Origin of the sequence: Azonexus sp., from assembly GCF_041909095.1 — a bacterium.
In the GTDB taxonomy this organism is placed as follows: Bacteria; Pseudomonadota; Gammaproteobacteria; order Burkholderiales; family Rhodocyclaceae; genus Azonexus.
This window is the reverse complement of the sequence record NZ_JAYREB010000002.1, coordinates 139,028-159,131: the sequence shown is the minus strand read 5'-3', so window position 1 is coordinate 159,131 and position 20,104 is coordinate 139,028. Positions and strand designations below refer to the sequence as shown.

The following is a 20,104-nucleotide window of genomic DNA, read 5'->3' as shown; positions in this document are numbered from 1 at the left end:
CCTTCATGAAAAATTTTCCTTCACTCCGCCGACCGACCGTTGCGACGCAACCAGTGCAGCAAGGCAGCAAACAGGACCGCAGGCTCGACCGGCTTGCCGAGATGATCGTTCATGCCGGCTGCCAGACAGGCCCGACGATCTTCCTCATAGGCATTGGCGGTCATGGCCAGGATCGGTGTCTGCTGGTTCGACGATCCGGCACGGATTGCCGCAGCGGCTTCAACGCCGTTACATTTGGGCATCTGCATGTCCATCAGGATCAGGTCATAGCGATTTTCCCGGGCCATGCGCACCGCCGCCTCACCATCGTCGGCGAGATCGATGACCAAGCCGACGTCCTCGAGCAGATCGCAGGCGACCTCCCGGTTGATCGGATCGTCCTCGGCCAGCAGAATGCGGGCGCCAAGAAAGTCGCGGCGCAACGCCAGTTCCGGCGATTCGGCGACCAGGCAGGCCCCTGCTTCGCCCGGAGACACCGGCAGCTTGTCCAGCACCACGACAAACCAGAAGCAACTGCCCCGACCAGGCTCGCTATCGACGCCAATCTCGCCGCCCATCAACTCGACCAGGCGCCGGCTGATCGCCAGCCCCAGCCCGGTACCGCCAAAACGGCGAGTCATCGAGGAATCGGCTTGCTCGAAAGGTGTGAACAAGCGCGGCAGGGCGTCGGCGGCGATACCGATGCCGGTATCGCTGACGGCGCAGCGCAGACGCAGATGCGCCTCGCTTTCCTCAAGCAAGTCGAAACGCAGACCGACAGTACCGGCTTCGGTAAATTTCAGGGCGTTACCGAGCAGGTTGATCAGCACCTGCGACAAACGCAGGGGATCGCCCAGCAAGGCCTGGCGGGCGGCGAGCGGCAGCGGTTCGACGCGCAGCTGCAAACCCTTCTCCTCGGCCCGGTGCGCGGTGACGCCCAGGGCATTGTCGACGATCTCGGCGAGACGGAACGGCCGTTTTTCCAGGGTCATCCGCTCTGCCTCGATCTTCGAGATATCGAGAATGCCGTTGATCAGGTCGAGCAGATGCGCCGATGACTGCCGCGCCTTGCTCAGACGCTCCCGGTCGCGAGGGTCGACGGTCTTGCGCCAGACCAGCTCGATCATGCCCATGATGCCGTTCATCGGCGTCCGCAATTCGTGGCTCATGTTGGCGAGGAAGGCGCTTTTTGCCCGACTCGCCGACTCGGCTTCGGCTTTCGCCCGAACCAGTTCGGCGGTCCGTTCGACGACTAGGGCTTCCAGATTGTCGCGGTGCGCCTGCAGTTCCTCCTGCACCCGCTTCAGTTCGCTGACGTCGGTGATGCCGCCCAGGAGGCCGGCAATCTGTCCGTCAGCATCGGCAAAGGTGGCCTTGTGAAAAATCACCTGGCGCCGCCCCTCCGGCCCCATCACGCTCCATTCGTAACTCTGCGTGCCCGGCACGGCAAACAGGCGACGGTCCATTTCGTCATAACGCTCGGCGATTTCCGGGGGCGCCATGTCGAACACGCTGTACCCGATGATCTCGTCGCGACGTCTGCCGAGCAATTGCTCGAAAGCGCGGTTGCAACCACGATAACGGCCAGTGCGATCCTTGTAGAAAAAAGGGATCGGCAGGTTTTCGATCAGCGTATGGAGGAAAGCTGCCTGATCGCCGAGTTGCCGCCAGGAACGCCGCAGCAGCCAGGCTGCACACAGGGTGGCCAGGAAAAAGGCAAACAGCAGGACCAGGGTGCGTTGCAACTCCTGCTGCCAATCGGCCAGAAAATCCTGCGGCGCCATCGCCACGGTCAGAAGGAAAGGCGTTTGCGGAATCCGCCGGAAGGCATAGACACGTTCCATCCCATCGTTTCCGGTATCGGCCAGCACACCGTCGGTCAGGCCGGCGTCGAGCCGGCTGGCCAGGCCTTGCGGCAGAAACGGAGTGACACCGGCAGGGGCTGCGGGATGGGCGGTCAACAAATTGAGATCGAGATAGCGGATTGCCGCTTCGCCGTGGGCACCCAATTGCAGGGGCGCCAGCTGGCGGGTGAAATGATCGAGCGTGACTGCCGCCGTCACGATCCCGCCGAATTCCCCGTCAGCCCGCCGCCAGGAACGGGTGAAAGCGGCCACGGGGATTTTCGACACCCTGCCGAGGACCGGCTCGGCGACTAGCAATTGCGCACCAGGTGCTGCTCGATGGGCGGCGAAGAATGGCCGGTCGGTCAAGGACACCGGGGCCTGACGGTCGACGCCCTTGCCCCAGCGCAAGTATCCCTCGGCATCGCTGAGACGAAAGGCATCGATCGCCCGGTGACGACCGAGATGGAGTTGCAGCACCTGTTCGATTCTTGCGTCGGACAACTGCCCTTCGCTCGCCAGCCACTCGAGCATATCTACGATGCCCAGCAAGCTCAGATCGATGCGCCGGACCGAATCGCCGACCCCCAACTCAAGCAGGGCGGCCAGATTGGCAGCATCGTCCCTGACCTGAGACAGTGCCCGCTGCCGACTGGCCTGCAGGGTGGTCGCGGCGATCGCCACCATCAACAGGTTGAGCAGCAACACCCCAAGCACCAGCCAGTGGTGAAAACGCCGCCCGGCACCGGGAGCAGGCGTAACCGGAGCTGGCTCAGGACGATGGTGGGCAGACATTGATGAAGCGGCAGTGCCGGGCGATGAAATGACGGAAAGTTCGATTATCACATTTCCATCGGCGCCCGGCAGTAAATGCCGGATCAGGCGGCGAAAGATTGTCTGGCGCGCCCGGAGGGACTCGAACCCCCGACCTATTGCTTAGAAGGCAATTGCTCTATCCAGTTGAGCTACGGGCGCGCGGGTTGCCGCCGGAAGAGGATGGTCGGGGCGGTGGGATTCGAACTCACGACCCTCTGCTCCCAAAGCAGATGCGCTACCAGACTGCGCTACGCCCCGACAAGGCTGCGGATTGTATCAGCGAGATCGCCGCGACGCCAGCAATACAGCGAAAGCCGCCAGCTCATGACATCGACACATTGCGCTGCAGCATGGCTTTTCCTTGCCTCGCTCCAGCCTTTCTGATATTTAATCGCTTTTTTCGTCACTGGAAGCGCTCACAAAATGGCAGAAGACCTGCTTCACAAACATTTCTCTCCTTACGAGCCGAAGGCTGGTGAGGATTACATGAGCAACAAGCAACTCGGTCATTTCCGGAAAATTCTGGAGTCCCTGAAAAAGGAACTGAGCGAAGACATTGATCGCACGGTGCATACCATGCAGGACGAAGCGACGGTCTTTGCCGACCCCAACGACCGGGCCAGCCAGGAAACTGACATGGCGATCGAACTGCGCAACCGCGACCGCGAGCGCAAGCTGATCAAGAAGATCGACGAAACCCTCGCCCGCATCGACGAAGGCGATTACGGCTTTTGCGACAAGTGCGGCGTCGAGATCGGCATCAAGCGCCTGGAAGCGCGGCCGACGGCCACCCTGTGCATCGACTGCAAGACGCTCGACGAACTGAAGGAAAAGCAAATGGCGAAGTAATCGCCAATTGCTTTCAGCGCAGACTTACCTTCAGGTTAGTCGCAGCTAAAAGCAAATGGCGAAGTAATCGCCACAGACTTACCGAACAAGCGCTTCGCGCAAGCAGGCGGATAAAAAAAGGGCACCTCGCGGTGCCCTTGGCTTTTGCCGGTAGGCGATTACTGCTGTTGCTGCTGTTCCTGCTGGGCAGCGCCTTCTTCCTCGGCCACTGCCTTCATCGACAGCTTGACGCGGCCGCGGTCGTCGGTCTCGAGAACCTTGACGCGCACGACCTGGCCTTCCTTGACGTAGTCTTCGACCTTGTTGACGCGCTCCTTGGCGATCTGCGAGATGTGCAGCAGGCCGTCCTTGCCCGGCAGGACCGAAACGATCGCGCCGAAATCGAGGATCTTGAGCACGGTGCCTTCGTAGATCTTGCCGATCTCGACTTCTGCGGTGATCGCGTCGATTTTGGCGCGGGCAGCGGCAGCGGCATCGCCCGAGGTGGCGGCGATGGTGATCGTGCCGTCGTCCTGGATGTCGATGGTGGTGCCGGTTTCCTCGGTGATGCTGCGGATCACGGCGCCGCCCTTGCCGATCACGTCACGGATCTTTTCCGGATTGATCTTGAAGGTGTACAGACGCGGGGCGTAGGCCGACATTTCTTCACGCGGGCCGGCAGCGGCTTCCTGCATCAGGTTGAGTATGTGCAGACGGGCTTCCTGGGCTTGCGCCAGGGCAACCTGCATGATTTCCTTGGTGATGCCCTGGATCTTGATGTCCATCTGCAGCGCGGTGATGCCGCTGGTGGTGCCGGCCACCTTGAAGTCCATGTCGCCGAGGTGATCTTCGTCGCCGAGAATGTCGGTCAGCACCGCGAAGCGATTGCCTTCCTTGATCAGGCCCATGGCGATACCGGCTACGTGCGCCTTCAGCGGCACGCCGGCGTCCATCAGCGCCAGGCAGCCGCCGCAGACGGAAGCCATCGACGAGGAGCCGTTCGATTCGGTGATTTCGGAAACCACGCGCATCGAGTAGGAGAAGTCTTCCGGCTTCGGCAGCACGGCCAGCAGCGCGCGCTTGGCCAGACGGCCGTGACCGATTTCACGACGCTTCGGCGTACCGACACGACCGCATTCGCCGGTGGCGTACGGGGGCATGTTGTAGTGCAGCATGAAGCGGTCGCGGTATTCGCCGGCCAGCGCGTCAATGATCTGCTCGTCGCGGTTGGTACCCAGCGTGGCAACCGCCAGCGCCTGCGTTTCACCGCGGGTGAACAGGGCCGAACCGTGGGTGCGCGGCAGAACGCCGGAACGCATGGTGATCGGGCGCACGGTACGCGTGTTGCGACCGTCGATACGCGGCGCACCGGACAGGATGCGGCCGCGGACGATGCCGGCTTCAAGTTCGAAGAACAGGTTGCCGACGGTGTTGGCATCCGGCGCGCCTTCTTCGCCGGTGCACAGGGCAGCAACGGCTTCGGCGGAGATTTCCTTGACGCGCTGGCTGCGGGCCTGCTTGGAGGTGATGCTGTAGGCTTCTTCCAGCTTGGCACCGACCAGATCCTTCAGGCGGGCGACCAGGGCTTCGTCCTTGGCCGGCGCTTGCCAGTCCCATTCCGGCTTGCCGGCTTCTTCAACGAGTTCGTTGATGGCGTTGATCGCCTTCTGCATTTCGGTGTGGCCGAAGACCACGGCGCCGAGCATGATTTCTTCCGACAGCTGGTCAGCTTCCGATTCAACCATCAGCACGGCAGCTTCGGTACCGGCGACAACCAGGTCAAGCTGGCTGTCCTTGAGCTGCGACAGCGTCGGGCAGAGCACGTATTGACCGTTGATGTAGCCGACGCGGGCAGCGCCGATCGGGCCGGCGAAGGGGATGCCGGAGATGGCCAGGGCGGCGGAAGCGCCGATCATTGCCGGGATGTCGGAATCGATTTCCGGGTTCAGCGAAATGACGGTGGCGACCACCTGAACTTCATTGTAGAAACCGTCCGGGAACAGCGGACGGATCGGGCGGTCGATCAGACGGCAGGTCAGCGTTTCCTTTTCCGAAGGACGGCCTTCGCGCTTGAAGAAGCCACCGGGGATACGGCCGGCAGCGTAAACCTTTTCCTGATAATCGACGGTCAGCGGGAAGAAATCCTGACCGGGCTTGGCATTCTTGGCACCGACAACGGTCACCAGAACGACGGTCTCTTCCATCGAGACAACGACAGCGCCGCCAGCTTGGCGGGCGATTTCGCCGGTTTCCAGGGTGACCTGGTGTTCGCCGTAGGCGAAGGTCTTTTTCACGACATTAAACATTGATTTCCTTTCTCTCTCATCACATTAACGCAACAATAACAACGACTTACACAACAACAAAGAACAACGGAACAACAAAAAACAAAAAAGCGGCCGGGAATTTTCCGGGCCGCTTTTCGTGGCTACGCCGTGCCGCTTATTTACGCAGGCCCAGCTTCGTGATCAGCGTGCGATAACGCTCGACGTCCTTGCCCTTCAGGTAGTCGAGCAGCTTGCGGCGCTGCGAGACGAGGTGCAGCAGGCCACGACGCGAGTGGTGATCCTTGCTGTGCTCCTTGAAGTGCGGCTGGAGGTCGTTGATGCGGGCGGTCAGCAGAGCAACCTGGACTTCCGGAGAACCGGTGTCGCCCTTGGACTGTGCGTATTCGGCGACGATGCTCGCCTTTTGTTCGGTGGTAACGGCCATTTCAAAACCCTCTTTCATGAAAACGACGCAGCCCCGGTTTGATAGAGCGAACGCCTGTTGGAAAATTTTCCCGACGCTATCGGAAAGCAGCGGATTGTAGCAGCTTACAGCGCCAGTTGCACCAGTCTTTTCGGCCACAGGCGCAGGCCCGGCCGGGGCTCGCCGACACCGATCAGCCGGTCCTCGGCATAGACGCGAATCTTGCCGCTCAAGCCTTCCGGCAGGTCGACCGGATTACCGTGGCTGAAGCGTTGCGCAGCTTCACCGCTCAGATCAACCCGGGGCAGGCTTTGCAGCAGCGCATCGACCGGACGCAGGCAAGCGACGCGCGCGCCCTCCTCGATGCCGTCAATCTGCGCCAGAGTCAGCGCACCATCGAGCAGCAAATCGCCGACCCGGGTCCGCCGCAAGGCGGTCAGATGCGCGCCGCAACCGAGCGCGGCACCAATGTCCTGGGCGAGTACGCGGATATAGGTGCCCTTGCTGCAACTGACCGACAGGCGCAGAGAATCACCCGAAAAGGCCAGCAACTCGATGACGTGGATGGTCACCGGTCGGGCTTCGCGGTCGACGGTGATGCCCTGCCGGGCGAGTTCGTACAACGGTCGCCCGTCGCGCTTCAGCGCCGAATGCATGGGCGGCACCTGCTCGATGTCACCGGTGAATTGCGGCAGCACGCGGGCGATGTCGGCCGGCGTGACATTGACCTCGGCGGTCGCCGTGACGACGCCCTCGGCGTCGCCGGAGTCAGTGCTGACCCCGAGCCGGAGCTCGGCCTCGTAAGTCTTGTCGGCGTCGAGCAGATCGGCGGAAAACTTGGTCGCCTCGCCGAAGCACAAGGGCAGCAGGCCGGTGGCCAGCGGGTCGAGGGTGCCGGTGTGACCGCCCTTGGCGGCGGAGAACAGGCGCCGCGCCTTCTGCAAGGCGTCGTTGGAACTCATTCCCGGCGCCTTGTCGAGCAACAGTACACCGTCCACCTGTTTCCAGGTTTTCTTGACCCTCGGCTCCATGATGAGCCTAGTCTTCCGGCGTCTGGTCGCTGATCGCGTTGGCCTGCTGGATCAGCGCCGTCATGCTGGCACCGTATTCCAGGGAACTGTCGTAGACGAAATGCAGTTCCGGCAGGGTATGGATGTGGATACGCCGGCCCAGCTCACGCCGCAGGAAACCGGCGGCGCGCTTCAGACCCTGCTCGATTTCGGGCAGGTGATCAGCATTGAGCGTAGTGAAGAAAACCTTGGCGTGCGCGTAGTCCGGCGTCAGCTCGACCGAAGTCAGGCTGATCATGCCGACGCGCGGGTCCTTCAGCTCGGTACGGATCAGGTCGGCGAGGTCGCGGCGCACCTGCTCCGCGACCCGATCGCTACGCTGGAATCCTCGGGGTCCCTGCTTCTTCATTACAGCGAACGCGCCACTTCCTGGATTTCGTACACTTCGAGCTGATCACCTTCCTGGATGTCGTTGTTGCCACGCAGCGACAGACCGCACTCGAAATTGGAACGCACTTCCTTGACGTCGTCCTTGAAGCGCTTCAGCGAATCCAGTTCGCCATCCCACTGGACCGTGTGGTTGCGGATCAGGCGGACGCGGGAATTGCGCTTGACGATACCTTCCAGCACATAACAGCCGGCGATCGCGCCAACCTTGGAAACGTGGAAGACCTGGCGGATCTCGACCATGCCGGTGATCTGCTCGCGCTTCTCCGGCGACAGCATGCCGGACAACGCCGCCTTGACCTCATCGACCGCGTCGTAGATCACGTTGTAGTAGCGGATATCGACGCCGAAGCTCTCTGCCAGCTTGCGCGAACCGGCATCGGCGCGAATGTTGAAGCCGATGATGACGGCGCCCGAGGCTTGTGCCAGGTTGACGTCGGATTCGCTGATCGCACCGACCGCACCGTGGATGATCTGGACGCGGACTTCCTCGTTGGACAGCTTGGCCAGCGTCTGCACCAGGGCTTCCTGGGAACCTTGCACGTCGGCCTTGACGATCAGCGGCAGGGTCTTGACCTGGCCCTCTTCCATCTGCTGGAACATGTTCTCCAGCTTGGCCGCCTGCTGCTTGGCGAGCTTGACGTCGCGGAACTTGCCCTGACGGAACAAGGCGATTTCGCGCGCCTTCTTTTCGTCGGCCAGGACAATGGCTTCCTCGCCAGCCGCCGGTACATCCGACAGGCCGAGAATCTCGACCGGAATCGACGGCCCGGCCTCGTTGATCGGCTTGCCGTTCTCGTCGAGCATGGCGCGCACCTTGCCGAAGACCTGGCCGGCCAGCACGACGTCGCCGCGCTTCAGTGTGCCGGACTGGACGAGCATGGTCGCCACCGCGCCGCGCCCCTTGTCGAGACGGGCTTCGATGATCAGGCCCTTGGCCGGCGCGTCCTTCTGCGCCGTCAGTTCGAGCACTTCGGCCTGCAGCAGCACTTGTTCGAGCAGTTCGTCGATGCCGGTGCCCTTCTTGGCCGACACCGGGCAGAACGGCGAATCGCCGCCGTATTCTTCCGGAATCACGCCTTCGGCGACCAGTTCCTGCTTGACGCGGTCCGGATTGGCATCCGGCTTGTCGATCTTGTTCACGGCCACCACCAGCGGCACACCGGCCGCCTTGGCGTGGTGGATCGCTTCCTTGGTCTGCGGCATCACGCCGTCGTCGGCCGCGACAACCAGGATGACGATGTCGGTGGCCTTGGCACCACGCGCCCGCATCGCGGTAAACGCTTCGTGACCCGGGGTGTCGAGGAAGGTGATCATGCCGCGATCGGTTTCCACATGGTAGGCACCGATGTGCTGCGTAATGCCGCCGGCTTCACCCGCGGCAACCTTGGCGCGGCGGATGTAGTCGAGCAGCGAGGTCTTGCCGTGGTCGACGTGGCCCATGACGGTAACCACCGGGGCGCGCGGCTCCAGCGGCACGTCCTTGTGCTCGCCGGTTTCCTCGAGGAAGGCATCGGGATCGTCGAGCTTGGCGGCGAGCGCCTTGTGACCCATTTCCTCGACGACGATCATCGCCGTTTCCTGATCGAGCACCTGGTTGATGGTGACCATCGAGCCCATCTTCATCATCGTCTTGATGACTTCGGTGGCCTTCACCGCCATCTTGTGGGCGAGGTCGGAAACCGAGATGGTTTCCGGCACGTGCACTTCGCGGGTGATCGGCTCGGTCGGCGCCTGGAAGCTGCCCTGGCCGTCGTCCGACTTGTGCGATTTCTTGTGGCCGTGACGATTGTCCTTCCAGCCACCGCCAACGTCCGAACCGCGGGTCTTAAGACCGCCCTTCTTCTTGCCGTCATCGGCAGCGCGCCCGACCTTCTCGCCCTTCTTCGGCGCATCCGGACGCTTGTGCAGGGTGCCCTTTTCGCCTTCGGCAGTCTTCGCCTGGGCGGCCGCCTGCTGTTTCGCCTGTTCGGCCAGCTTGGCAGCGGCAGCAGCGGCTTCCGCCTGCTGGCGCATCTGCACCAGCTGGGCTTCGCGGGCCTGCTTTTCGCGCAGTTCGCGTTCCTGAATCTCGCGCAGGCGGCTGGAGCGACGTGCCTCTTCCTCGCGGGCTTTGAGTTCCTTTTCACCGATGATCGCAGCCCGGTCCAGCGGACGACGGACGGCCAGCGTCTCGCTCGGCGCGGCTTTGGCAACCGGCTCGGCATCAGCCGCGGCTACGGGTTCCGGCTCTGGTTCGGGTTCCGGCTCTGGCTGAGGCTCCGGTTCCGGCTCGGGTTGCGGCTCCGGCTCGACCTCCGGTTCCGGCTCGACCACCGCCGGCGCAGCGACTTCCGCCACCGTTTCGATCACGTCTTCCGGCGCCAACTCGCCAGCCGATTCGATGAGCTCCTGCTCATCAAGGCCTTCACCGGCAGTTTCGCCCAGCGCATCCGGCACATCGCGCTTGACCAGCACACGTTTCTTGCGCACTTCGACCTGCACCGTCCGGGCCCGGCCGTGGGCATCGGTCGCCTTGATTTCGGACGTCTGCTTGCGCGTCAGTGTGATCTTGTTCTTCGGCTGCGCGTCGCCATGCGAGCGGCGCAGATAATCGAGCAGACTGGCCTTGTCCTGATCGGTCAGCGTGTCGCCGCCACCGGACTTGCCGACACCGGCGCGATTGAGCTGCTCGAGCAGCGCCTCGACCGGCATCTTGAGTTCGACGGCAAATTGTGAAACGGTTGTTGCGGACATACTTGCTACCTCCCCGCTCACTCGAACCAGTGAGCCCGAGCCTTGAGAATGAGTTCCTTGGCACGCGCTTCATCGATGCCGGCGATTTCCAGCAGCTCATCGACCGCCAGTTCGGCGAGGTCGTCACGTGTCTTGATGTTGTGTTCGGCCAGCTTGGCCGCCAGTTCCTTGGTCATGCCTTCGAGACCGATCAGGTCCTCGGCGACGCTTTCGAGCTTCTCCTCGGTGGCGATGGCTTCCGTCAGAAGCACGTTGCGCGCCCGATTGCGCAGCTCGTTGACGATGTCTTCGTCGAGGCCGTCGATCTCGAGCATTTCGGCGAGCGGCACGTAGGCCACTTCCTCCAGCGTCGAGAAACCTTCCTCGATCAGCAGGTCGGCCAGTTCTTCGTCGATGTCCAGTTTTTCCATGAACACCACGCGGGTCACCGCGTATTCAGCCTCGGCGCGCTTGGCCGATTCATCCTGGGTCATCAGGTTGATCGTCCAACCGGTCAGCTCGGACGCCAGACGGACGTTCTGACCGCTGCGACCGATGGCGATCGCCAGGTTGTCCTCGTCTACGACGACGTCCATCGCATGCTTTTCCTCATCGACGACGATCGACGTCACTTCGGCCGGCGACAGGGCGCCGATCACGAACTGAGCAGGATCGGCCGACCACAGCACGATGTCGATGTTCTCGCCGCCGATTTCGTTACGCACGGCGGTGACGCGCGAGCCGCGCAGGCCGACGCAGGTGCCGATCGGGTCGATGCGCGGGTCGTTCGACTTGACGGCGATCTTGGCGCGCATGCCGGGATCGCGGGCGCAAGCCTTCATTTCCATCAAGCCGTCCTCGATTTCCGGAACTTCCAGTTCGAACAGCTTGATGACGAATTCCGGCGCCGTGCGCGACAGGATGATCTGCGGACCGCGAGCGCCGCGATCGATGCGCAGCAGGTAGGCGCGAACGCGGTCGCCGACACGCAGGTTTTCCTTGGGGATCATCTGATCGCGCGGCAGCAGGGCCTCAACCTTGCCGGCCTCGACGATGGCGTTGCCGCGCTCCATGCGCTTGATGGTGCCGGAAACGACATGTTCCTTGCGCTCCAGGAAGTCCTGCAGGATCTGCTCGCGCTCGGCGTCGCGGATCTTCTGCAGGATCACCTGCTTGGCGGCCTGGGCACCGATGCGGCCGAAATCGATCGGCTCCAGAGGCTCTTCCAGGTAATCACCAGCCTCGATATCGGCGTCGTCCTTGCGCGCATCCGACAGCGGAATCTGGAGATATTCGTTGACGTATTCGTCGTCCGCCACCACTTGCCAGCGGCGGAAGGAGTCGTAATTGCCGGTGGCGCGATCGATCGCGACCCGGACCTCGGCTTCGTCGTGGATACGCTTCTTGGTCGCCGAAGCGAGCGCCAGTTCAAGGGCACCGAAAACGATTTCCTTGTTGACGTTCTTTTCGCGGGCCAGGGCATCGACCAGCAGCAACAGTTCACGGCTCATGGGCTAAGACCTCCAGGGACTTCAGTCGAATTTGGGCACCAGACGTGCCTTTTCGATATTGTTGAATTCGAGTTCCACGTCTTCCTTGTCGAGGCGAAGACCAACCTTGCCGTTTTCGCAGCCGAGCAGCAGCCCCTGGAAGTTGCGGCGGTTGTTGTGCGGGATGCGCAGCTTGATCTGGATCGACTGTCCGGCGAAGCGGGCGAAATCAACTTCCTTCTTGACCACGCGATCCATGCCCGGCGAGGAAATCTCGAGCCGGTCGTAATCGATGTTCTCGACCTCGAAGACGCGCGACAACTGGTTCGAGACCTTGGCGCAATCCTCGACATCGATCCCTCCCTCGCGGGTCGGCGCATCGATGAAGACGCGGATGGTTCTGCCGCGGGGCGACATCTCGACATCGACGAGCTCGTAGCCGAGGCCGGTCACCGTGGTTTCAAGCAGCGTATTCAAATCCATAGGCACAAATAAAAAATGGGCGAAACGCCCACCTCAGAAAAATAAGATGCCTGCAAAATTGCAGGAGAAACAAACCCGTGAATTATAACGGGTTTATTCCCTCCCGACAATTGCTTTCGCCGCTTTCCGCCGTCCGGCGCGCCTTCCCGGTCAGGGTTTGGGCGCCGCCTTGGCTGCGCCAAGCTCGCGCATCAGCGCCTTGACCTCGCCTTCCTCAAGCTCGTGGCAACGGCCGCGCTTCAACTGCGGCGGCAGCACGAAAGGACCGTAACGGACACGGATCAGTCGGCTGACCGTGCACCCGACCGCCTCGAACATGCGCCGCACCTCGCGGTTGCGGCCTTCGAACAAGCTGACGCGGTACCACTTGTTGGCGCCTTCGCCACCGGCATCGGTCAGGCTGGCAAAGCTGGCCGGACCGTCTTCGAGCTCGACCCCCTTGAGCAGTTGCTGCTGCGCTTCGTCGGTCAGCTCTCCGAGGACGCGTACCGCGTACTCGCGCACCAGTTCCGAACTGGGGTGCATCAGCTTGTTGGCCAGTTCGCCGGAGGTGGTGAACAGCAGCAAGCCGGAGGTGTTGAAGTCGAGACGGCCGACGGCGATCCAGCGCCCGCCACGCATCCGCGGCAAGGCCGCGAATACCGACGGGCGACCGTCCGGGTCGTCGCGCGAGACGATCTCGCCTTCCGGTTTGTGATACATCAACACGCGCGGCGCACGGGCGCCCGCGCCGGTGAAGCGGATGTTGATCAGGCGGCCGCCGACCTTCACCTTGTCGGTCGGAATCACCGACTGGCCAAGCGTCGCCACCTCGCCATTGACGCTGACCTTGCCGGCGGCGATCCATTCCTCCATCTCGCGCCGCGAGCCGACGCCGGCCTGGGCCAGGATCTTCTGCAGACGCTCCGGCTTGGCTTCGATCAGCGGCTTGCCGTTGCGCCCGATGTTGCCACGATTGGCGCGCCCGGTTTGCGGCTTGCCCTGGCGTCGGGGCGCCGGCTTGGGCGCCGCCTCGACGGCGTCCGGCAATTCGTCGCCGGCATCCGGCGCGCGCCCGGCGGGCAAGGGCTGGTTGCGCCCGGCACCGCGACGCGGTCGCGCGCCGGCCGGGGCTTCGGCAGCCCCACCCGGGGCACGAAAGGGAGTACGTTTATGGGTTTTCATGAGTCAGCTCCAGTGTCTGGCTGATTTGCTCCAGCGGCGGCAGTTCGCTGACGCTACGCAGGCCCAGATCATCGAGAAATTGTTTGGTCGTGGCAAACAGCGCCGGTCGACCGGGGGTGTCGCGGTGGCCGACGACGTCGATCCAGCCACGCTCTTCAAGGGTTTTGACGACGTTCGGATTGACCGCGACGCCGCGGATCTCCTCGATGTCGCCACGTGTCACCGGTTGCCGGTAGGCGATGATGGCCAAGGTTTCCAGCACGGCGCGCGAGTACTTCGGCGGCTTTTCCGGGTTCAGGCGCTCCAGGTAGGGCAGGTACTCGGCGCGCGTCCGGAAGCGCCAGCCGGAGGCGAGCTGCACCAGCTCGACCGGGCGCTCGGCCCATTCGGCGCGAATCTGGTCGAGCAGCTTCCTGAGTGTTTCCGACGACAATTCCTCGTCGAACAGCTTCTTCATGTCGTGCGTCGTCAGCGGCTCGCGGGAGGCGAGCAGCGCCGCTTCAAGCACTTTCTTGATCAGGCTCGCCGCCATCGCCCTCCTCCAGCATCGCTTCCTCCTCGCCGTCGCACAGATTGACGTAGATCGGCGCGAAGGCCTCGGTCTGCGTGATGCGGATCAGCTTTTCCCGCCCCAGCTCGAGCATCGCGATGAAATGCACGACCAGGCCGGGCGGCCCCATCGCCGGGTCGAACAGGGTCTCGAACTGGACGAAACCGCCCTTTTCCTGCAAAGCCCGGAGAATGATGCCCATGTGCTCGCGCACCGACAACTCCTCGCGGCTGATCTTGTGGTTGCGCTTCAAGGCCGCCTGGCGAACGACCGCCATCCAGGCGTCGCGCAGATCGGCCGCCGAGACTTCCGGCAGACGTTCGATCAGCGATTTCTCGAGCAGCGTCTCGACCCAGAAGAATTCGCGCTCCGCCTGCGGCATCGCATTGAGCCGCTGACCAGCGAGCTTCATCTGCTCGTATTCCATCAGCCGGCGCACCAGTTCGGCGCGCGGATCCTCGGTCTCGTCGTCGCCGGGCAGCTTGGGGCGCGGCAGCAGCATGCGCGACTTGATCTCGATCAGCATCGCCGCCATCACCAGGTACTCGGCGGCGAGTTCGAGGTTGCTGGCGCGCATCGCCTCGACGTAGTCGAGATACTGCCGGGTCAGCGGCGCCATCGGGATGTCGAGGATATCGACGTTGGCCTTGCGGATCAGGTAGAGCAGCAGGTCGAGCGGCCCCTCGAAGGCGTCGAGCATGATCTCGAGCGCATCCGGCGGGATGTAGAGGTCGAACGGCAGCGTTTCGAGCGGCTCGCCGTAAATGCGGGCGACCGGTTCGAACAGCGACGCCTGCGGCAGGTCGACCGCAAGATTCATGCGGCAACCGCCGGACGGCAGTGGCGGAGCACCGCACTCGCCATCAGTGGTATTCCAGCCCCATCGACTCGCGCACGTCGCGCATCGTCTCGCGCGCCAGTTCGCGCGCCTTCTCGCAACCGTCGGCGATGATGTTCTTGACCAGCACCGGATCGTCGAGATACTGCTGGGCGCGCTCGCGCATCGGCGCCTGCTCGCGCAGGATGCCTTCGATCACCGGCTGCTTGCAGTCGATGCAGCCGATGCCGGCGGTACGGCAGCCTTGCGCCAGCGTCTCGCGCGTCGCCGCGTCGGTATACACCTGGTGCAGTTGCCAGACCGGGCAGCGTGCCGGATCGCCGGGATCGGTGCGACGCACGCGCTGGGTGTCGGTCGGCATCGACTTGATCTTCTTGGCCACCGATTCCTCGGACTCACGCAAGGTGATCGTGTTGTTGTACGACTTCGACATCTTCTGCCCGTCGAGCCCCGGCATCTTCGATTCTTCGGTCAACAGGTAGCCCGGCTCGACCAGGATCATCTTGCCGGTGCCTTCCAGGAAGCCGAACAGGCGTTCGCGGTCGATCGCCGACAGGTGCTGGATTTCATTGAGCATCGCCTTGCCCTGCTCGAGCGCTTCCTTGTCGCCTTCCTGCTGGAAGCGCGTGCGCAATTCCTCGTAGAGGCGAGCCTTCTTGCCGCCCAGCTTCTTCACCGCGTCGCGTGCCTTGTCCTCGAAACCGGGTTCGCGGCCGTACATGTGGTTGAAGCGACGGGCCAGTTCGCGGGTGAATTCGACGTGCGGAATCTGGTCCTCGCCGACCGGCACCTTGTCGGCGCGGTAGATCAGGATGTCGGCGCTCATCAGCAGCGGATAGCCGAGGAAGCCATAGGTGGTCAGGTCCTTGCCGGCCAGCTTCTCCTGCTGATCCTTGTAGGTCGGCACCCGCTCCAGCCAGCCAAGCGGCGTCATCATCGACATCAGCAGGTGCAGTTCGGCGTGCTCCGGGACGCGCGACTGGATGAACAGCGTCGCCTGCTTGGGATCGACGCCGGCCGCCAGCCAGTCGATGACCATGTCCCAGGTCGCCTTTTCGATGCTCTGCGGGTTGTCGTAGTTGGTGGTCAGGGCGTGCCAGTCGGCAACGAAGAAGAGACAGGGATATTCGTGCTGCAGGCGGACCCAGTTCTTGAGAACGCCGTGGTAATGGCCGAGATGCAGCGCCCCGGTGGGACGCATGCCGGAAAGGACACGTTCTGCGTACATAGCGGTTGTCGTTTAGTAAAGACCGAAGAGGAATTCGATGGCGTGCGCCGTGAAGAGCACCAGAGGATTCATGATGTCGCCGAGGATACCGGTGAACAGCAGGACCAGCAAAATCGGAAAGCCCCACGGCTCGATGCGCGAGAACTGCCAGGCCAGCCGATGCGGCAGCAGGCTGACGGCAATGCGCCCGCCGTCGAGCGGCGGCAGCGGCAGCAGGTTGAGGACCATCAGCACGCAGTTGATGATGATGCCGATCTCGGCCATACGCGCCAGCGGCACCGCGAAGAAATTCGGCACCACCCACGACAGCTTGAACATCAGCGCCCAGAAACAGGCCATCACCAGATTGGCCGCCGGACCGGCGGCAGCGACCCAGAGCATGTCCTTCTTCGGCTGGCGCAGGCGGGTGAAATCGACCGGTACCGGCTTGGCGTAGCCGAACATGAAGTTCCCCGCCGAGAACAGCAGGATCGCCAGCGGAATCAGCACGGTTCCGACCGGATCGATGTGGCGCAGCGGATTGAGACTGATGCGCCCAAGCTGCCAGGCGGTCGGGTCGCCGAAATGGCGCGCCGCGTAACCGTGCGCCGCTTCATGCAGGGTGATCGCGAAGACCACCGGCAAGGCAGCGATGGCGATGGTCTGGATCAGCGCGTTGATGTCGAGCATGTTCAGTCCAGCCCGAACGGCGCCAGCGGCCCGCGCCCGGCGCGGATCAGTTCGGGCGAAGGCCCGGTCAGATCAACGACGGTGGTCGGTTCGATGCCGCAAGGACCGCTGTCAAGGATCAGTTCCAGTTGCTCGTCGAGACGGTCCTGGATTTCCCAGCCCTCGGTCAGCGGCGCGTCGTCACCCGGTAGTTGCAAGGTGGTGGTCAACAGGGGCTCGTTCAGCTCTTCGAGCAAGGCAAGCGCCACCGGGTGGGCCGGCACGCGCAGGCCGATCGTCTTGCGCTTCGGGTGCAGCACGCGGCGCGGCAACTCCTTGCTGCCTTCGAGGATGAAGACGTAGCAACCGGGCGTCGTCGCCTTGAGCAGGCGGTATTGCGCATTATCGACGCGGGCGTAAGTGGCGATTTCCGAAAGGTCGCGCACCATCAAGGTCAGGTGATGGCGCTCGTCCATCTGCCGGATCAGGCGGATGCGGTCCATCGCCTCCTTGTCGCCGAGATGGCAGGCCAGCGCGTACGAGGAATCGGTCGGCACGGCGACGATCGCCCCGTTACGGATGAATTCCGCGGCCTGGACGAGCAGACGCGGTTGCGGGGAATCTGGGTGGATATTGACGACGCGGGCCATGATTCAATGAAAAAGACGCCACACCGGCTTGAGGTCCGGGGGCAGTTGAAAGGCGCGACCGAGTTCGACGTGGCTTTCTTCCGGCCCGTGGAAATCCGAACCGCGCGACGCGTGAAAGGCATAGTGCCGCGCCAGGCGGGCAAAATGCAGGACATGATCGGGCGAATGGCTGCCGCTCGAAACCTCGATCGCCTGTCCGCCAATATCCTTGAACTCGTCTAGAAACTTGCGCATGTCGCCGCCCGACATCTTGTAGCGCCCCGGATGCGCCACCACGGCAACGCCGCCGGCGGCGCGGATCCAGCTCACCGCGTCGACCAGCGTCGCCCAGCGGTGATCGACGTAACCCGGCTTGCCCGGCGTCAGGTAATGCTGGAACACACCGGAAATTTCGCGGGCGATGCCGATCGATACCAGATAACGTGCGAAATGGGCGCGCGAAATCAGGTTCGGATTGGTCACATAACCGAGCGCACCTTCGTAAACACCAGGGATGCCGATCGCCGCCAGCGCCTCGCCCATCCGCCGGGCACGCTCGACGCGGCCGCCACGCAGGCCTTCAAGGCCACCGACCAGCGCCGGATGGGCGGGATCGAAGGCGAGGCCGACGATATGGATCGGCATTTCCCGCCACTCGATCGAGATTTCCACGCCATTGACAAAACCCATGCCGACCGCCGCAGCCGTATCGGCGGCCTCGGCCAGGCCGCCGATGTCGTCGTGATCGGTCAGCGCCCAGCAATCGACACCGTTGGCGGCCGCCCGCCGGGCGACCTCCGCTGGCGCCAGCAGGCCGTCGGAAACCGAGGAATGGCAATGGAAATCGAAATTGGCTGGGGTCACGGAAATCGTTAAAAAAGCAAACCGGGAGTTTATCACGAAGGTGTGAAGCGGCCGCCGTCCCTTGTGCGGCGCAACAAGTTGCTTGGACATCGATCACCGGCTATAGTGCCAACCGTTCCATGGGAGAGCGCAGCACAAGCTGCCGCCGAAGGCGCAATTTCACCCGAAAACGCTCAGGCAAAAGGACCGCGGAACCAGTGGCAGGCCACTGAAACTCTGGAGAGCGATGACGGCCTGCCCGGCTGCCATCCACCGATGGGGCAAATCTCTCAGGTATCAAGGACAGAGGGGTGAAACGCAAGACGCAAGTTTTTCGTTTCACCCCTTTTCCGTTTCCAGAAACGGCTTTAATAAAAGCCAGTAAAGGATTGATATGCTGAAGAAAACTGTTCTCAATGCCGCCCACCGCGCGCTTGGCGCCCGGATGGTCGATTTCGGCGGCTGGGACATGCCGGTCAACTACGGTTCGCAGATCGAGGAACACCACGCCGTCCGTAACGATTGCGGCATGTTCGACGTCTCGCACATGTGCCCGGTCGATCTGCTCGGCGCCGATTGCCGCCCCTTCCTGTCGCGCCTGGTCGCCAACGATGTCGCCAAACTGACGGTTTCCGGCAAGGCGCTCTACGCCGCCATGTTGAACGAAGCCGGCGGCGTCATTGACGACCTGATCATTTACTTCCTGACCGACACTCGTTTCCGCATCGTCGTCAATGCCGGCACCGCCGACAAGGACATCGCCTGGATGCAGGCCAAGGCAGCCGAATGGCAGTTGGACGTCAGCATCACCCCGCGCCGCGACGGCAATCTGCCGCTCGGCATCATCGCCGTGCAGGGCCCGAATGCCCGCGCCAAGGTCTGGCAGGTGCTACCGCAGGTCAAGGCAGCAAGCGAAGGCCTGAAGCCCTTCTTCGCCGCCGAGGTCGACCAATACTTCATCGCCAGCACCGGCTACACCGGCGAGGACGGTTACGAAATCATGCTGCCGGCTGGCGAAGCCGAAGCCGTGTGGAACGCGCTGAAGGCTGCCGGCGTCGCCCCCTGCGGCCTGGGCGCCCGCGACACGCTGCGTCTGGAAGCCGGCATGAATCTCTACGGCCAGGACATGGACGAGAGCGTTTCCCCGCTCGACGCCGGCCTCGCCTGGACCGTCGCCATGAAGGACGAACGCAACTTCGTCGGCCGTGCCGCACTGGCCGTCAATGGTCAGCAGAAGCAGTTTCTCGGCTTGCTTCTGCTCGACAAGGGTGTGCTGCGCGGCCACCAGAAAGTAGTTACCAAACAAGGCGATGGAGAGATTACCTCAGGTAGTTTCTCACCAACGCTGCAGCAGTCCATTGCCCTCGCCCGGCTGCCGCTCGGCGTTGCCGTCGGCGACGAAGTCGAGGTCGACATCCGCGGCAAACTGCTCAAGGCCAAGGTCACCAAACCCGTTTTTGCCCGCAACGGCAAGGCTGTTCAATAAATCCCCATTCAGGAGAAAAACCATGTCCAACGTCCCGTCCAACCTCAAGTACGCCGCCTCCCACGAATGGGTCCTGAAGAACGAAGACGGCTCCGTCACCGTCGGCATCACCGATCACGCGCAGGAAGCGCTGGGCGATCTGGTCTTCGTCGAACTGCCGGAAGTCGGCGCGCATTACGACGCCGAGAAGGAAATCGCCGTCGTCGAATCGGTCAAGGCCGCTGCTGACGTCTATGCGCCGATCGCCGGCACCGTCACCGAAGTCAACTCGGCCGCCGCCGACGCGCCGGAATCGGTGAACCAGGACGCCTATGCCGCCTGGCTGTTCAAGATGACGCCGGACAACCTGGCCGATGTCGACGCGCTGCTCGACGCCGCCGCCTACCAGGCCGTCGCCGACGCCGCCTGAGAAGGA

Annotated in this window: 18 protein-coding genes, 2 tRNA genes and 2 riboswitches; of the genes, 3 read left to right on the top strand and 17 right to left on the bottom strand. The window is 63.0% G+C overall.

Annotated elements, in window-relative coordinates:
• Positions 1-20 precede the first annotated feature (20 nt).
• The 3 genes from ACE3OV_RS07585 to ACE3OV_RS07575 all read right to left on the bottom strand — a co-directional run bounded on the left by ACE3OV_RS07585 (position 21) and on the right by ACE3OV_RS07575 (position 2,897).
• Positions 21-2,618, bottom strand: a complete 2,598-nt coding sequence (locus ACE3OV_RS07585; protein WP_374326378.1) for an ATP-binding protein — start codon at positions 2,616-2,618, stop codon at positions 21-23.
• A 103-nt stretch (positions 2,619-2,721) separates the two neighbouring features.
• Positions 2,722-2,798: transfer RNA gene (locus ACE3OV_RS07580), tRNA-Arg, on the bottom strand.
• A gap of 22 nt (positions 2,799-2,820) precedes the next feature.
• A tRNA-Pro gene (locus ACE3OV_RS07575) sits at positions 2,821-2,897 on the bottom strand.
• Between the two features lie 165 nt (positions 2,898-3,062).
• Here ACE3OV_RS07575 and dksA point away from each other — a divergent pair.
• Positions 3,063-3,488, top strand: coding sequence for an RNA polymerase-binding protein DksA (dksA, locus tag ACE3OV_RS07570; protein ID WP_374326377.1), 426 nt, complete (start codon positions 3,063-3,065; stop codon positions 3,486-3,488).
• 158 nt (positions 3,489-3,646) lie between these two features.
• Here the strand turns inward: dksA and pnp are convergent, their stop codons facing one another.
• From pnp to ACE3OV_RS07500, 14 genes are all read right to left on the bottom strand, one after another.
• Positions 3,647-5,773, bottom strand: coding sequence for a polyribonucleotide nucleotidyltransferase (gene pnp / locus ACE3OV_RS07565; RefSeq protein WP_374326376.1), 2,127 nt, complete (start codon positions 5,771-5,773; stop codon positions 3,647-3,649).
• 136 nt (positions 5,774-5,909) lie between these two features.
• On the bottom strand, positions 5,910-6,179 hold the full coding sequence (gene rpsO, locus ACE3OV_RS07560) for a 30S ribosomal protein S15 (protein ID WP_028995750.1): 270 nt from the start codon (positions 6,177-6,179) through the stop codon (positions 5,910-5,912).
• Positions 6,180-6,283: 104 nt separating this feature from the next.
• Complete coding sequence (gene truB / locus ACE3OV_RS07555) at positions 6,284-7,189, bottom strand: tRNA pseudouridine(55) synthase TruB (protein WP_374326375.1); 906 nt, start codon at positions 7,187-7,189, stop codon at positions 6,284-6,286.
• A 7-nt stretch (positions 7,190-7,196) separates the two neighbouring features.
• Positions 7,197-7,577: a 30S ribosome-binding factor RbfA gene (gene rbfA / locus ACE3OV_RS07550; protein ID WP_374326374.1), complete on the bottom strand. Its 381-nt coding sequence runs from the start codon at positions 7,575-7,577 to the stop codon at positions 7,197-7,199.
• Entirely contained in the window at positions 7,577-10,351 is a 2,775-nt protein-coding gene (gene infB / locus ACE3OV_RS07545) for a translation initiation factor IF-2 (RefSeq protein WP_374326373.1), read from the bottom strand. Before infB ends, rbfA begins: the two co-directional genes overlap by 1 nt.
• A 17-nt stretch (positions 10,352-10,368) precedes the next feature.
• Positions 10,369-11,841 (bottom strand): transcription termination factor NusA, encoded by a 1,473-nt coding sequence (gene nusA / locus ACE3OV_RS07540; protein WP_374326372.1) that lies wholly within the window; start codon positions 11,839-11,841, stop codon positions 10,369-10,371.
• Positions 11,842-11,862: 21 nt separating this feature from the next.
• Positions 11,863-12,303: a ribosome maturation factor RimP gene (gene rimP / locus ACE3OV_RS07535; RefSeq protein WP_374326371.1), complete on the bottom strand. Its 441-nt coding sequence runs from the start codon at positions 12,301-12,303 to the stop codon at positions 11,863-11,865.
• 150 nt (positions 12,304-12,453) lie between these two features.
• Complete coding sequence (rluB, locus tag ACE3OV_RS07530; RefSeq protein ID WP_374326370.1) at positions 12,454-13,467, bottom strand: 23S rRNA pseudouridine(2605) synthase RluB; 1,014 nt, start codon at positions 13,465-13,467, stop codon at positions 12,454-12,456.
• Positions 13,454-13,999, bottom strand: a complete 546-nt coding sequence (gene scpB, locus ACE3OV_RS07525; RefSeq protein WP_374326369.1) for an SMC-Scp complex subunit ScpB — start codon at positions 13,997-13,999, stop codon at positions 13,454-13,456. The genes rluB and scpB overlap by 14 nt, the downstream gene beginning before the upstream one ends.
• Positions 13,968-14,837 carry a ScpA family protein gene (locus ACE3OV_RS07520; RefSeq protein WP_374326368.1) on the bottom strand — a complete coding sequence of 290 codons (870 nt, stop codon included), beginning with the start codon at positions 14,835-14,837 and terminating at the stop codon, positions 13,968-13,970. The genes scpB and ACE3OV_RS07520 overlap by 32 nt, the downstream gene beginning before the upstream one ends.
• A gap of 43 nt (positions 14,838-14,880) precedes the next feature.
• On the bottom strand, positions 14,881-16,083 hold the full coding sequence (locus ACE3OV_RS07515; RefSeq protein ID WP_374326367.1) for a tryptophan--tRNA ligase: 1,203 nt from the start codon (positions 16,081-16,083) through the stop codon (positions 14,881-14,883).
• Positions 16,084-16,095: 12 nt separating this feature from the next.
• Positions 16,096-16,743 carry a site-2 protease family protein gene (locus ACE3OV_RS07510; protein ID WP_374326494.1) on the bottom strand — a complete coding sequence of 216 codons (648 nt, stop codon included), beginning with the start codon at positions 16,741-16,743 and terminating at the stop codon, positions 16,096-16,098.
• Between the two features lie 11 nt (positions 16,744-16,754).
• Positions 16,755-17,381: an L-threonylcarbamoyladenylate synthase gene (locus ACE3OV_RS07505; RefSeq protein ID WP_374326366.1), complete on the bottom strand. Its 627-nt coding sequence runs from the start codon at positions 17,379-17,381 to the stop codon at positions 16,755-16,757.
• 3 nt (positions 17,382-17,384) lie between these two features.
• Positions 17,385-18,224, bottom strand: a complete 840-nt coding sequence (locus ACE3OV_RS07500; RefSeq protein WP_374326365.1) for a 3',5'-nucleoside bisphosphate phosphatase — start codon at positions 18,222-18,224, stop codon at positions 17,385-17,387.
• Positions 18,225-18,334: 110 nt separating this feature from the next.
• Positions 18,335-18,423, top strand: a riboswitch (glycine riboswitch).
• A gap of 7 nt (positions 18,424-18,430) precedes the next feature.
• Positions 18,431-18,520: riboswitch (glycine riboswitch) on the top strand.
• A gap of 77 nt (positions 18,521-18,597) precedes the next feature.
• On the opposite strand from ACE3OV_RS07500, the gene gcvT reads away from it, so the two are divergent.
• Together gcvT and gcvH are read left to right on the top strand one after the other, a co-directional pair.
• Positions 18,598-19,689, top strand: a complete 1,092-nt coding sequence (gene gcvT / locus ACE3OV_RS07495; protein WP_374326364.1) for a glycine cleavage system aminomethyltransferase GcvT — start codon at positions 18,598-18,600, stop codon at positions 19,687-19,689.
• Positions 19,690-19,711: 22 nt separating this feature from the next.
• Positions 19,712-20,098, top strand: a complete 387-nt coding sequence (gcvH, locus tag ACE3OV_RS07490; RefSeq protein ID WP_374326363.1) for a glycine cleavage system protein GcvH — start codon at positions 19,712-19,714, stop codon at positions 20,096-20,098.
• Positions 20,099-20,104: the final 6 nt, after the last annotated feature.

Coding starts and splice junctions, on each gene's coding strand:
- ACE3OV_RS07585 (WP_374326378.1), bottom strand. CDS start 2,618: ATGTCTGCCCACCATCGTCCTGAGCCAGCTCCGGTTACGCCTGCTCCC.
- dksA (WP_374326377.1), top strand. CDS start 3,063: ATGGCAGAAGACCTGCTTCACAAACATTTCTCTCCTTACGAGCCGAAG.
- pnp (WP_374326376.1), bottom strand. CDS start 5,773: ATGTTTAATGTCGTGAAAAAGACCTTCGCCTACGGCGAACACCAGGTC.
- rpsO (WP_028995750.1), bottom strand. CDS start 6,179: ATGGCCGTTACCACCGAACAAAAGGCGAGCATCGTCGCCGAATACGCA.
- truB (WP_374326375.1), bottom strand. CDS start 7,189: ATGGAGCCGAGGGTCAAGAAAACCTGGAAACAGGTGGACGGTGTACTG.
- rbfA (WP_374326374.1), bottom strand. CDS start 7,577: ATGAAGAAGCAGGGACCCCGAGGATTCCAGCGTAGCGATCGGGTCGCG.
- infB (WP_374326373.1), bottom strand. CDS start 10,351: ATGTCCGCAACAACCGTTTCACAATTTGCCGTCGAACTCAAGATGCCG.
- nusA (WP_374326372.1), bottom strand. CDS start 11,841: ATGAGCCGTGAACTGTTGCTGCTGGTCGATGCCCTGGCCCGCGAAAAG.
- rimP (WP_374326371.1), bottom strand. CDS start 12,303: ATGGATTTGAATACGCTGCTTGAAACCACGGTGACCGGCCTCGGCTAC.
- rluB (WP_374326370.1), bottom strand. CDS start 13,467: ATGAAAACCCATAAACGTACTCCCTTTCGTGCCCCGGGTGGGGCTGCC.
- scpB (WP_374326369.1), bottom strand. CDS start 13,999: ATGGCGGCGAGCCTGATCAAGAAAGTGCTTGAAGCGGCGCTGCTCGCC.
- ACE3OV_RS07520 (WP_374326368.1), bottom strand. CDS start 14,837: ATGAATCTTGCGGTCGACCTGCCGCAGGCGTCGCTGTTCGAACCGGTC.
- ACE3OV_RS07515 (WP_374326367.1), bottom strand. CDS start 16,083: ATGTACGCAGAACGTGTCCTTTCCGGCATGCGTCCCACCGGGGCGCTG.
- ACE3OV_RS07505 (WP_374326366.1), bottom strand. CDS start 17,381: ATGGCCCGCGTCGTCAATATCCACCCAGATTCCCCGCAACCGCGTCTG.
- gcvT (WP_374326364.1), top strand. CDS start 18,598: ATGCTGAAGAAAACTGTTCTCAATGCCGCCCACCGCGCGCTTGGCGCC.
- gcvH (WP_374326363.1), top strand. CDS start 19,712: ATGTCCAACGTCCCGTCCAACCTCAAGTACGCCGCCTCCCACGAATGG.